This is a genomic window from Streptococcus agalactiae ATCC 13813 (genome assembly GCF_000186445.1).
Lineage (GTDB): Bacteria > Bacillota > Bacilli > Lactobacillales > Streptococcaceae > Streptococcus > Streptococcus agalactiae.
In genome coordinates, this window is record NZ_GL636070.1 from 1,780,463 (window position 1) to 1,793,487 (window position 13,025).

Sequence of the window (13,025 nt, forward strand, 5' to 3'; positions counted from 1 at the left end):
TGTAGATCAGACGCAAGAAAAAAAGAGGTGAGACCTCTTTTTACTTCTTAGTAACTACTACAAATCTATTAGGATCGTTACCTTCAGAATAACTTTCAACACCCTCTATAGTTGCAATTGTTTTATGAACAGTTTTTCGCTCACTGTTACTCATTGGATCCATATGGTAAGGTTCATTAGTCTCTAAAACACGCCTAGCTATTTTTTTAGAAAAATCAATTAAAGTTTCTGTACGATGCTCAACGTAGTCATGGACATTAATGGATACTGAAAAACTCTTAGAAAAGCGGTCATGAAGATAATTTTGTGCTAACAACTGCAACGATTTTAATACTTTCCCATGATAACCAATGATGCGCCCAGCTTCTGGCGTTTCTATTTGGAGACTTATTTGTCGCTTACTTGTCGTAGTTTCTATTGTTGCATCTAAATCCATCTCATAGATGATATTTTCAACGTATTTAGTCACCTGAGCAGCTGCTACTTCAATATTAGGAAGTAGGTCAATTTTTTCAATAGCTTCACTTGTAGTTACAACGTTTTTATCATCAATTTTTGGAAGTTCTGGTTGTGATACGTCTTCTTTTTCAAGCGTTTCATCAACCTCCTCTATATATTCTTCCACCACATCTACGCTAGACGGTACATTCTTAATATTTTTTAACTCTACCGATTCATTAATATCAGTTACTTCGTCGGTGATACCTTCTATTTCAACTTTTGCTGGCTTTTTACCAAAGCCCAAAAAACCTTTTTTCTCACGTGATACAACTTTTATATGTGCCCTCAATCGTGAAATGTTTAACTCTTGTAGTCCTTTTTCAATAGCTTCTTCTACAGTCGCTCCTGTAAATAATACCATGGTTTTCCTACTTTCTTTTCTTACTTGCTTTTCTCTTAGCACGTTTAACTCTTTGTTCTTTTTCATGTGCCACTCTTACTGCTTCTTCTCGAACCTTTATAATCTTGTATGGGTTGTTCAATAATAGAATTTGAAATACTTGAAAAGCATTAGACACCGTCCAGTATAAAACAACACCACTAGCAAAGTTAAAGCTTGTTACCAATATGATAAACGGCATAACATAAGTCATAAGAGTTAAAGCAATATTTTTTTCAACAGCTGCTTTGTTAGTTAACCAAGTTGATAAAAAGGTAAATAAGGCCGCCAGTACAGGTAAAATATAATATGGGTCCGGCTGTGATAATTCTAGGCTCAAAAATGTTCCTACTTTCAAAAAAGAAACCCTAGTCAAAGCTTGGAAAAGAGCCCATAGGACAGGTAACTGAATTAGAAGAGGTAATACACTTGCATATGGGTTAACTCCCTCAGCTTTATACATAGATTGCATTTCATCATTTAGCTTTAAACGGCTATCAGGATCTTTCCCTGGATATTTTTTTTGTAATTCCTTGAGCCTTGGCTGAATTTCCTGCATCTTTTGGCTGGATTTCATTTGCATATTATAAAGCGGCATCATAATCGCTCTGATTATTAGAGTGAATAAGATTATTCCCAAACCAATTGAATGGTTAAAGGAGAGCCATTGTATTGATTTAGCAAATGCATAAACTATTTGCTCCCATAATGTGGCTGAATGACTAGATACTTCTCCTCGTCCGCAAGCAACCAATAAAGAACCTGTCAGCAATATTAAGCTAAATGTTTTAAGTTTTTTCTTCAATTTTATACCTTTCTAGATGAGTCCTGCTATTTTTAAAACGTGTATAAGATTTTTTTCTAATGCTTGATAGTCCAATTCCTCTACACCTTTACGCGCAATCACGACAAAATCATAATCTTGCAGCGCTGTTTTCTGAGAGAGTAAAACATGCCTAATTTTTCTTTTAATAGCGTTACGAACAACAGCATTTCCTAATTTCTTACTAACAGAGATTCCCACACGAAAGTGTTTTTGTTCTTTTTCTAAATAGTAGATAACAAATTTTCGATTAGCAACATTTTTACCTCTGCTGAAAATCATTTGAAAATCCTTATCACTTTTTACCCGATAGGTTTTTTTCAAAATAGTGCTCCATTTATCTAAATTGGTTTTATTATACCATAAATAACCTAAAAGACTCAATTCTTTTCTAATGTTACTATCATCGACAACAGACTAAACAAGACAAAGTGTATTAGAGTATGATATAATGTTAGCGCTATATGCCTTATTATTAGAAAGAAGGAATAAGATGACAAAACAAAAAATTGCCGTTCTTGGACCTGGTTCATGGGGGACTGCTCTTGCACAAGTATTAAATGACAATGGACATGAGGTACGCTTATGGGGGAACGTGGTTGAACAAATAGAAGAGATTAATACTAGCCATACTAATCAACGTTACTTCAAAGATATTACCTTAGATTCCAAAATAAAAGCCTACACTAATCTTGAGGAAGCGATTAATAATGTTGACAGCATTCTATTCGTCGTCCCAACTAAAGTTACAAGACTTGTTGCTAAACAAGTGGCTAATCTTTTAAAGCATAAAGTTGTTATTATGCATGCTTCTAAGGGACTAGAACCTGACACTCATGAACGACTTTCTACAATTTTAGAAGAAGAAATCTCTGAACAATATCGTAGTGATATCGTTGTTGTTTCAGGTCCCAGTCACGCTGAAGAAGCCATCGTTCGTGATATTACTTTGATTACTGCTGCTTCAAAAGATATTGAAGCAGCTAAGTATGTCCAAAAATTGTTTAGTAATCACTATTTTAGACTTTATACTAACACTGATGTCGTAGGAGTGGAAACAGCTGGTGCTCTAAAAAATATTATTGCTGTTGGTGCTGGAGCACTACACGGTCTTGGTTATGGTGATAATGCTAAAGCAGCTATTATTACGCGTGGTTTAGCTGAGATAACACGCCTTGGTGTACAATTAGGAGCCGACCCTCTCACTTTCAGTGGTTTATCCGGAGTTGGAGATTTAATTGTGACTGGTACATCTGTTCATTCTCGCAACTGGAGAGCGGGAGATGCTTTAGGACGTGGTGAGAAACTTGAAGATATTGAAAAAAATATGGGGATGGTTATTGAAGGTATCTCAACAACTAAGGTTGCTTACGAAATCGCCCAAAACTTAAATGTTTACATGCCCATTACAGAAGCTATTTATAAATCAATATATGAAGGGGCTAATATCAAAGATAGCATTTTAGATATGATGTCCAATGAATTTCGTTCAGAGAATGAATGGCACTAATATCGTTTATATTAATACTATTTAAAGGAGCTATATATGAAAGTCAGAAAAGCAGTTATCCCTGCCGCTGGTTTAGGAACACGTTTTTTACCTGCTACTAAAGCTTTAGCTAAAGAAATGCTTCCAATCGTTGATAAACCAACTATTCAATTTATTGTTGAAGAAGCACTAAAATCTGGAATTGAAGATATTTTAGTTGTAACTGGTAAATCAAAACGTTCTATAGAAGACCACTTTGATTCAAATTTTGAATTAGAATATAACCTAAAAGAGAAAGGGAAAAACGAACTTCTCAAACTTGTTGATGAAACAACTGGCATTCGACTCCATTTTATTCGACAAAGTCATCCTCGTGGGCTTGGAGATGCTGTGCTACAAGCAAAAGCCTTCGTTGGTAATGAACCTTTTGTTGTTATGCTAGGTGATGATCTAATGGATATTACCAATAATAAAGTTATTCCTCTCACCAAACAATTAATTAATGACTTTGAAGCTACTCATGCATCAACAATTGCTGTTATGGAAGTTCCACATGAAGATGTTTCTGCTTACGGTGTTATCGCTCCACAAGGAGAAGGAGTTAATGGTCTATATAGCGTTAACACTTTCGTTGAAAAACCTTCTCCCGAAGAGGCTCCAAGTAATTTGGCAATCATTGGTCGCTACTTATTAACTCCAGAAATTTTTAATATTTTAGAAACTCAAAAACCTGGTGCTGGAAATGAGATTCAACTAACCGATGCTATCGATACTTTAAATAAAACGCAACGTGTTTTTGCTAGAAAATTTACAGGAGACCGTTATGACGTTGGTGACAAGTTTGGTTTTATGAAAACATCTATTGATTATGCTCTTCAACACCCACAAGTTAAAGATGACTTGAAGAAATATATCATTGATTTAGGAAAATCTCTAGAAAAAACATCTAAAAAGTAAAATATGAGTCAAGTACAATAAAAAAGTTTCCTAAATAGGAAACTTTTTTATTGTACTTGACGAAGAACTTATTGTTCCTCCGCACTTCTATCATTTCATAGGAACTTGTATTTTCCCTGAAACAATATCCTCTTTAGCTTTTTTGACAGCAACAGATCCCTCACTAGACAATTGATGCTCTTTAATATCTACACCACTATCCTTTAGACCAAAAACTGTTACTTTCCCTCCTGGATATTGTTTTTTCTCTGTTAATTCTGCTACAGATTGGAGAGATTTCCCCACCTCTTTTATAGTAGATGCCAGAACAAAGTTTGCTTTCTTACCATCTTTTGAAACATAATTGCCTTCTTGACTTTGATCTCTGTCAACACCAATTACCCAGACTTTGTTAGATTCCTTGCGGGTCTCATTTTCAGTTTTAGCCTCACTAAAAATTCCTGCTCCTGTACCACCAGCAGCCTGGTAAATAACATCAACACCTGTTGCATACTGTGTGGCAGCAATCGTTTTACCTTTAGCTGCATCTGTAAATGAGCCTGCATAAGATACCGCAACTTTAATAGCCGGATCAATTGATTTTACTCCAGCCTTAAATCCTGCTTCAAATCGCTTAACAACGACGCCTTCCATCCCTCCGATAAAACCAACTGTTTTTGTCTTAGTTGTCTTAGCTGCAGCAACTCCAGCTAAGTAAGCAGCTTCATTGTCTGCAAAAGTAACACTAGCTACATTTTCTTTACCTTTAATGATATCATCTACAATAACGTATTTAACATCTTTATTATTTTCTGATACTTTTTCAATAGTATCATGAAGACCAAATCCAATACCAAAAATTAAATTATAGCCACTAGAGGCTGCCGTATCAAGGTTATTAGCATGATCTGATTCATTAGATGACTGGAAATAATCAAAGCCATTACCTTTTGTCAACCCCTTCTTTTTTCCCCACTTTTGTAGCCCTTCCCAAGCTGATTGATTAAACGATTTATCGTCTACTCCACCTTGATTAGTTACCATCGCAACTTTGATATCTGATTTATTTGCAGACTTATCTGAACGATTACCACATGCTGTTAATGTTAGTACAGATAAAGATAGTAGAGTTAAGCCAATAATTTTTCTGTTCACCGAGAATGAACCTCCTAATAAGTTATAGTCACATAAAAACAGATTTCTATCATAACATAAAAAAATCATTTAGCAAACTTTATTCTATTTTTCCCAGAGAAAGTTTGGTTTTAGAGACTATAGCCGTAGAATTATACCAACGATAGACCTATTAAGCTGATCGATACAATAATAAATATCATTAAAGCTAAAATACTTTGCCAAGTTTTAAATAATAAAGAACCATTTTGTTTTGTCAAAAAAATAGCCACCAATACTCCACCAACTAAACCACCAACATGGCCTGCTAAACTCACTCCGGGTGTAAAGATATTAAAAAATAAATTTAACAAGATCATCACTTGATATGATTTTCCAACTTGTTTTAAATAAGGATTTTTTCCAAAATACCCTGCGATTGCTATAGCAGAAAAAACACCAAATAAAGACGTTGAGGCTCCTGCTGCCACCACATGTGGGGTAAAAAATAGCGTAAAAATATTACCCATTAAGCCAGATAAAATATAGAGAATTAGAAATCTCAAACTTCCCCAAATGCTTTCCCCCATTTGTCCTACGAAATACAGAGCTAAACCATTTAATAAAAAATGTTCCCAACCAATATGAACAAAGATAGGACTTATTAGTCTCCATAGATTTGTTGGATATGCTTTTAGATAATCACCTTGTATTCCACCAAATTGAAAAATAACTTGGCTAGACTCCGCTTGACTTCCATAAGTTAGTTGCATCAATAAAAAAACAAGGGTTGTCAGACTGACCAAGAGTACTGTCGTCGGATACTCTTTAGCGAACTTCTTCATAGACATAATACCTCCTTAACTGCTACGTCATGCTTCTCTTCTACAAAATCCTGTCTCTGACACCTATAAATAGTACTAATAGTATCACCTTCAAAATCACTCAAATAGCGATCAAAATAACCTGCACCATAACCTATACGAAAACCTTTATTGTTAAAGATAAGTCCGGGCACATGAATTAAGTCTATACTAGCTTTTTCAACAGCTCTATCATTAACAGGTTCTAATAAGCCAAACGGTGTTGTCCTCAAGTTATCTTTTTGATAGTCCACAAAAATCATTTTACCTCTTGGATAAGTTTTGGGAACAAGGACACGTTTGCCATCACATAAAGCTTGTTTAATAAGAAGTTGTGTATTGTATTCGTAGTCAAAAGATAGGTAAGTAGCAATTACACAACTATTTTGATAAGCTTTAGTTTTTATAAAAGCCTCTAAAAGTTTACAGTCAACTTCTGATTTGTAAGCTTGAGGTTGAGATTTTAAGGTTATCAAAACTTCTTTTCTTAATAATTTCTTTTCCATATATCTATGATACCATTAATATTGACCATTTATACAAAAATAGTATAGGGGAAAATAAAATGATAAAGTATGAATTTTTAAGGTTTATTTAAGGTTTCTACTGTATACTAGCATCATCCTAAAATAAGCGGTTTATCCTAGCCGTTAGGAAAATATTATCCTAAATTATTTTCCTTTTTCATAAATCTCCTGAGAAAAGTTAATAACTTTTCTCAACCCTTTTTCCAACCCACTATCGCTACCAGTGCTAGTGGGTTTTTAGTTATCCTACAACAAAACTAAAAAGTTCCTCTCTTTGAGGAACTTTTTAGTTAGATATTTTTAAAGACGTGCATTCAATTCAGCGCTAAGCTCTTCGAATCCAGGTTTACCTAGAAGAGCAAACATATTACGTTTATATGCTTCTACCCCTGGTTGATCAAATGGATTTACTGAGTTAAGATAACCTGAAAGGCCAATTGCTAACTCAAAGAAGTAAATAGTGTAACCAAGGGTGTAAGCGTCTTGTGTAGGAAGCGTTACAAACATATTTGGAACCCCACCATCTGTATGAGCAAGGAGTACACCATCTGTTGCTTTTTTATTAACAAAATCTACATCTTTTCCTTGAAGATAACCAAGACCATCTAAATCTTCGGTTAATTCAGGAATAGTCACATTTTTACGAGGTTTCTCAACGCGAACAACTGTCTCAAAGAGGTTACGGTAACCTTCTTGAATAAATTGACCAAGTGAGTGAAGATCAGTTGAGAAGTTTGCTGATGTAGGATAGATACCTTTTTGATCTTTACCTTCTGATTCACCTGCTAATTGTTTCCACCATTCACCAAAGTATTGTAATGATGGTTCGTAGTTAGCTAAAATCTCTGTGATATAACCTTTGCGATAAAGAACATTACGAACTGCAGCGTACTGATAAGCAATGTTTTCAGAGATTTTATCTGAAGATAAATCTTTACGAGCAGCATTTGCGCCTTCCATAAGAGCAGTAATATCTGCTCCTGAAGCAGCAATTGGAAGAAGACCTACGGCTGTCAGTACTGAGAAACGACCACCAACATTATCAGGAACTACAAATGTTTCCCAATTGTTAGCATCTGCTTCAACTTTTACGGCACCTTTAACTTTATCAGTTGTAGCGTAGATACGTTTATTAGCTTCTTCTTGACCGTACTTTTTAACTAGAAGTTCTTTAAATACACGGAAAGCAATCGCTGGTTCAGTTGTTGTACCTGATTTTGAAATGACATTTACTGAGAATTCTTTATCTTGGACGTATTCAACTAAATCGGCAAGGTAAGTAGATGAAATAGAATTTCCAGCATAAAGAATCTGAGGCGCTTTACGTTCTTCTGCGGTTTGCAAATTAGCAAAATGATTATTCAAAAAGTCAATTGCTGCTTTTGCGCCAAGGTACGAACCACCAATACCAATAACCACGAGTACTTCGCTATCTGATTTAATCTTTTCAGCGGCTTTTTGAATGCGAGAAAATTCTTCTTTGTCATAGTTTTCTGGGAGGTCCATCCATCCGAGAAAATCTGATCCAGGACCAGTCCCTTGACGAAGGAAAGCATCTGCTGCACTTACTTGTGGTTGTAGGTAGTCTAACTCGTGTTCGCCTACAAATTGACCCAAGACTTTTGAATAGTCAAATGTAATATGTGTCATTTTATTTCTCCTAACAATTATGTTTCACTATCATCTTACTCTTTTGTGAGTTTTTTTTCAAGGTTTTTTAACCGTATTTTCATATTTTTTGAAACGCTACCAATTTTTATGAAACTTTCATAATTATTTCCAAAAACACTTTGACTTTTGAAAATAAAAAGAGCACACATTTAGCATCGCTTAGGGCTGCTGGATTCCTCCCCTGACCCACTTCACGAGTAAATGTTGCTCCAAAGATATTATAACAAAACTAATATTTTATTGCAAGCTATCAAATCTTAGTTTTTTCACTTAGTTTAGCTTCTTTCTTGCGTTGTCGTCCTTTTCGAAAGAAATCCTGCATTATTTTAGCGCATTGATCTTCTAAAATGCCGGTTTCAACTTCAACTCTATGATTAAGTCGGCTATCACTTAAAATATCATAGAGACTTCCCGCTGCTCCAAATTTCGTATTCTTAGCGCCATATATAACGTGGGGAATTCTAGCTAAGCCAATAGCTCCACTACACATTACACAAGGTTCTACAGTAACAAATAAAGTAGTATCTAATAAGCGCCAATTCCCTACCTTCTCATTTGCATTGTTAATAGCCATGATTTCAGCATGTAAAATAGCTTTATTAAACTCTTCACGAGCATTATGTCCTCTTCCAATAATATGACCATCTTTTACAATGACACAGCCTATAGGAATTTCTTCTTTCTCTAAGGAGGATTTTGCCTCCTTTAGAGCTTCTGTCATAAACCATTCTTTTTCTTCTTGGGTAAATTTCTGCATTATAGTTTTCCTAAGTCCCAAGATTTATGTGGCTGAGCTAAATCAACAGAGATGCCACCTGCATACTTTTCAGACTGTAGTCGAAGTTCTTCCAAATGATTTTCGGGGTTTATTCCTTCTCCCGGAAACTGCGGAACATGTGTTAAAACTAATTTCTTAACTTTAGCGTTATAAGCAATCTCACCTGCTTCTTTACTAGTCAAATGTGCAATATGATTTTCATTTCCCTCGTAGAGATAGACATCTGCTAAAAATAAATCTGCGCCTTTTGTAAAAGGTACAAGGTCAGCAAAATACCCAGAATCTCCTGTAAAGACTAATACTTGACCAGTTTCTCTGTCTGTAATCCTCATGGCATAGCAGACGACTGGATGGACTGTTTTGATAAACGTAATATTGAAGGGACCAACTTGCTCAACTCCATTGGTATGATAAGCAATTCCTTGAGCAACGTTAGGTAATGTCAATTTAGAAAACTCATAATCATCCTCATTATGTCCATAAACTGGCAATACTTTGGGTTCCCATTTATCTTTAGGGTATAGCAAACGATAATGATACAACACACCCAAATCTGCTACATGATCTGGATGATAATGACTGATGATAACTGCATCCAAATCCAACGGGCTTATTTCTTTTTCTAGCTCATTGATTGAACGACTTCCCGCATCTATTAATAAGTGAAAATTATTTTCTCCAGTTAATAGAAAACTTGTGGTTCCTCCATCTTTATAAGGATAACCACCCCAACAACCTAACGTTGTTAATTTCATGATAATCCCCTCCTTACTGATTTAATGCTATTATACCAAATTTTGTTAAGAATAACTGTTTTAGATTTTATGCACAAAAAAGACTAGTAAATCTAAATTTTTAGATTTACTAGTCCATCTAATATATAGCAATCTTGATTATTTTTCAGTCAAGAAAAAACTATCTTTATATTTAACAGCAACAACAGCAGCTATAATGGCTTTTATTGTATCTCCTGGGATAAATACTAAGTTTTGAAGAAGTGATTTATCTAATGGGATGTTCGTATAAGATGCCAGCCAAACTGCTCCTGCTACATCTACAAAAAGGACCCCTGCTAGCCATACAATAAGGAAAATAGCTATGAAATTCTTTTTATTTACTAATTTTACACCATATGAGATAAGCAAAGGAACAAACAACCAAGCAATAACATAACCAGCTGTTGGTCCTGTCAATACAGGTATAGTCGAACGTAAACCTGAGAATACAGGAATAACTAAACCGACAAGAAAGAAGAGCAAAATAGATAAACTCCCTTTCCTTCCGCCCAAAATAACACCAGCCATCATAACTCCTAGGTTTTGTAAGACGATAGGGACTGGAATGAAACCAAGTGGTAGAGCAGGAATGAAACCAAGTACCACCAATAAAGTAGCCATCATAGCCATCTGGATTAGGCTTTTTGTGTGAAACATTAAAAATTACTCCTTCGAAAAATAAATAGAATCATGGCGTTGACAATTTGGATTAAAAAGCATACGACAATAAGGACAAAAACCAGTTTTATACTCTTTTAATGTCAACATCTGACGACAAGAACCGCATAAGACAGGAAACATTTCATCAGATTTTGTTGCCGCAAAACAATGCTCCTCGAGTGCATCATGACATTTATAACAAGCATAATATTTTTGACAAACAGCACATTTTAAAGCGACAATATCCAATTTAGTATGATAGTGGTAACAGCGGCTGCTACTATCAAGACCAATACCAAAGTACTCTTGCATCATGATTCCTCCTATAACATATTATACAAAAGTTTTTCTATTATCAACTTTTTTAAAAACGCGGTTAACAAACAGATCAAAAAAAAAGCCCTGTTTTACCAGGAACTTTTTTAAAAATTACGGTTATTCGTACCATAACCATAGCGCTCCATAAAATCTTGACGGAATTCTAGAAGATTATCATCCATAATAGCTTGTCTGACATCTTTCATAAGATTGACAAGGAAATAAAGATTATGGTAACTAGTCAAACGAATACCAAAAGTTTCATCTGCTTTCAATAAGTGACGAATATAAGCGCGTGTATAATTTTTACAAGTATAGCAATCGCAATTTGGATCAAGAGGCGTAAAATCTTCTGCAAATTTAGCATTCTTAACAACTAAGCGACCTTGACTTGTCATACATGTCCCATTTCGAGCAATACGAGTAGGTAAGACGCAGTCAAACATATCTACTCCTCGGATAACGGCGTCTATTAAACTATCTGGTGCACCAACTCCCATCAAATAACGAGGCTTATCATTCGGAAGCATTGGAACAGTAAAATCAAGAACTGCATTCATCTCATCATGTGTTTCTCCGACCGCAAGCCCTCCAATTGAATAACCTGGAAAATCCATCGATACTAAATCTCGTGCTGATTGACGACGTAAATCCTCAAACCCTGCCCCTTGAACAATACCAAATAGTCCTTGATCATGAGGACGGCGGTGGGCATTTAATCCACGTTCTGCCCAACGGCTTGTTCGCTCAATTGATTTTTTTACATAATCATAAGGCTGGTAAAATTGTGGACACTCATCAAAACTCATCATAATATCAGAACCAAGGTTATTTTGAATTGAAATAGCTTTTTCTGGTGATAAAAACATTTTCGCACCATTTAAATGGTTTTTAAAGGTTACTCCTTCTTCAGTGATATTTCGACTATCAGCCAAAGAATAAACCTGAAAGCCTCCACTGTCTGTTAGAATAGCCTGATCCCAGTTCATGAATTTATGTAAACCTCCAGCTTTAGCAATCAATTCATCACCTGGACGTAACCATAAATGGTAGGTATTTGATAGAATAATTCCTGAACCCATTTCTTTTAGTTCTTCAGGAGATTGTGTCTTAACAGTTGCTTGTGTCCCAACAGGCATAAACATTGGTGTCGGAAATGTACCATGTGGTGTGATTATTTCACCAAGTCTGGCTCCTGTGTGTTTTTCCTGTTTAATTAATCGATATTTTATTGGATGATCAGTCATCGTTTTCTCCTTGCTTCCATGAAAAACAGTCATGGGCTTTAGTGCTAATCAATATCTAAATGTAATACTTTGTATTAATTTCTTTTTTAGCCATTAAGATTTTATCAAAAAAATGTACTCTTGTCATGCTCATCTTAAGGAATGTGTTATAATGAAATGAATTGTACTTTTGTGTATGGAGGAGATATGACGAATTCAGAAATTAAAAATGAGGCAAAAACTATATTAAGCAATCTTCAAGGTAAGAATCAACTTTTTTTACTCCCGATTCTCCTTAGTATTGTTACGTTATATATATCATTTTATTATCAATATAATAATATGACACTACTTGATTTTTTTGTACCTCTTCCAGTTTATTTCTTTTACACACTTTTTATTATTTCAGTCAGTTTTGTAATGTTAGATGTCGTCAAAAATCAGAAACTAAACGTTAGATTCTCGGACAATACTTATGTATTTTCAAGCCATATTTTCTGGAAATTACTCTCAGTACTTGTTCTAAAAGGACTAATTTTATCTTTCTTTTATCTACTAAGTACTTTTGGTCTACTAATCATCATTTCAAATTTTAGGCTACTTTTGAGTGGTAACCTTATCCTTGCCCCTGTTTTAATAGTTGTTAGTAGCCTAATTACTACTAAGGCAGTTATAAAACTCGTTCAACAATATTACTCCTATAGTATCTCAACTTTAGTATTTTACACTCAATTAGAAAGTGGAAACTATGAGGGTCCATCTAAAGTACTAGTTGCTAGTCGAGAACTAATGAATGGTAATAAACTTAGACTCTTCCTTTTAGACTTAAGTTTTATTGGTTGGCAGTTCCTTACAATCTTCAGTTTCGGATTAGTCTATATCTATCTCCTTCCTTACCAAACTACTGCGCGCTTAATCTTTTATAGAAACATTACAAAAAATAGCTAGGAATAATTCCTAGCTAT

The 13,025-nt window shown here is 34.9% G+C and carries 15 protein-coding genes and 1 other RNA gene; 3 read left to right on the forward strand and 13 right to left on the reverse strand.

Annotated elements, in window-relative coordinates:
- Positions 1-40: 40 nt before the first annotated feature.
- Genes jag through rnpA form a run of 3 tightly spaced genes read right to left on the reverse strand, consistent with a single transcriptional unit; the run spans position 41 to position 2,027 of the window.
- Entirely contained in the window at positions 41-862 is an 822-nt protein-coding gene (gene jag / locus HMPREF9171_RS105040) for an RNA-binding cell elongation regulator Jag/EloR (protein ID WP_000242580.1), read from the reverse strand.
- A 7-nt stretch (positions 863-869) separates the two neighbouring features.
- Positions 870-1,685, reverse strand: coding sequence for a membrane protein insertase YidC (locus HMPREF9171_RS105035; RefSeq protein WP_000727922.1), 816 nt, complete (start codon positions 1,683-1,685; stop codon positions 870-872).
- 12 nt (positions 1,686-1,697) lie between these two features.
- Positions 1,698-2,027 (reverse strand): ribonuclease P protein component, encoded by a 330-nt coding sequence (gene rnpA / locus HMPREF9171_RS105030; protein WP_000754611.1) that lies wholly within the window; start codon positions 2,025-2,027, stop codon positions 1,698-1,700.
- A gap of 169 nt (positions 2,028-2,196) precedes the next feature.
- On the opposite strand from rnpA, the gene HMPREF9171_RS105025 reads away from it, so the two are divergent.
- On the forward strand, positions 2,197-3,213 hold the full coding sequence (locus tag HMPREF9171_RS105025; protein WP_000166108.1) for an NAD(P)H-dependent glycerol-3-phosphate dehydrogenase: 1,017 nt from the start codon (positions 2,197-2,199) through the stop codon (positions 3,211-3,213).
- A 36-nt stretch (positions 3,214-3,249) separates the two neighbouring features.
- On the forward strand, positions 3,250-4,149 hold the full coding sequence (gene galU, locus HMPREF9171_RS105020; protein ID WP_000868271.1) for a UTP--glucose-1-phosphate uridylyltransferase GalU: 900 nt from the start codon (positions 3,250-3,252) through the stop codon (positions 4,147-4,149).
- Between the two features lie 90 nt (positions 4,150-4,239).
- Here the strand turns inward: galU and HMPREF9171_RS105015 are convergent, their stop codons facing one another.
- From HMPREF9171_RS105015 to tgt, 10 genes are all read right to left on the reverse strand, one after another.
- Positions 4,240-5,283: a BMP family lipoprotein gene (locus HMPREF9171_RS105015; RefSeq protein WP_001080265.1), complete on the reverse strand. Its 1,044-nt coding sequence runs from the start codon at positions 5,281-5,283 to the stop codon at positions 4,240-4,242.
- Between the two features lie 131 nt (positions 5,284-5,414).
- Complete coding sequence (locus HMPREF9171_RS105010) at positions 5,415-6,092, reverse strand: rhomboid family intramembrane serine protease (RefSeq protein ID WP_000061940.1); 678 nt, start codon at positions 6,090-6,092, stop codon at positions 5,415-5,417.
- Complete coding sequence (locus HMPREF9171_RS105005; RefSeq protein ID WP_000412415.1) at positions 6,083-6,610, reverse strand: 5-formyltetrahydrofolate cyclo-ligase; 528 nt, start codon at positions 6,608-6,610, stop codon at positions 6,083-6,085. Before HMPREF9171_RS105005 ends, HMPREF9171_RS105010 begins: the two co-directional genes overlap by 10 nt.
- Before the next feature lie 321 nt (positions 6,611-6,931).
- Positions 6,932-8,281 (reverse strand): glucose-6-phosphate isomerase, encoded by a 1,350-nt coding sequence (locus HMPREF9171_RS105000; protein ID WP_000148892.1) that lies wholly within the window; start codon positions 8,279-8,281, stop codon positions 6,932-6,934.
- A 151-nt stretch (positions 8,282-8,432) separates the two neighbouring features.
- Positions 8,433-8,518: signal recognition particle sRNA small type (ffs, locus tag HMPREF9171_RS1000000113615), an RNA gene on the reverse strand.
- Between the two features lie 34 nt (positions 8,519-8,552).
- Positions 8,553-9,059, reverse strand: a complete 507-nt coding sequence (tadA, locus tag HMPREF9171_RS104995; protein ID WP_001169006.1) for a tRNA adenosine(34) deaminase TadA — start codon at positions 9,057-9,059, stop codon at positions 8,553-8,555.
- Positions 9,059-9,835, reverse strand: coding sequence for an MBL fold metallo-hydrolase (locus tag HMPREF9171_RS104990; protein ID WP_000779459.1), 777 nt, complete (start codon positions 9,833-9,835; stop codon positions 9,059-9,061). The genes tadA and HMPREF9171_RS104990 overlap by 1 nt, the downstream gene beginning before the upstream one ends.
- Positions 9,836-9,973: 138 nt before the next feature.
- Positions 9,974-10,513, reverse strand: a complete 540-nt coding sequence (locus tag HMPREF9171_RS104985) for a biotin transporter BioY (RefSeq protein WP_000469149.1) — start codon at positions 10,511-10,513, stop codon at positions 9,974-9,976.
- Between the two features lie 6 nt (positions 10,514-10,519).
- Positions 10,520-10,831 carry a CHY zinc finger protein gene (locus tag HMPREF9171_RS104980; protein ID WP_000983189.1) on the reverse strand — a complete coding sequence of 104 codons (312 nt, stop codon included), beginning with the start codon at positions 10,829-10,831 and terminating at the stop codon, positions 10,520-10,522.
- Between the two features lie 107 nt (positions 10,832-10,938).
- Positions 10,939-12,081, reverse strand: coding sequence for a tRNA guanosine(34) transglycosylase Tgt (gene tgt, locus HMPREF9171_RS104975; protein ID WP_000129511.1), 1,143 nt, complete (start codon positions 12,079-12,081; stop codon positions 10,939-10,941).
- Positions 12,082-12,267: 186 nt separating this feature from the next.
- Between tgt and HMPREF9171_RS104970 the strand changes: the two genes are divergently transcribed.
- Entirely contained in the window at positions 12,268-13,008 is a 741-nt protein-coding gene (locus HMPREF9171_RS104970) for a DUF975 family protein (protein ID WP_000185058.1), read from the forward strand.
- The last annotated feature ends 17 nt before the right edge of the window (positions 13,009-13,025 follow it).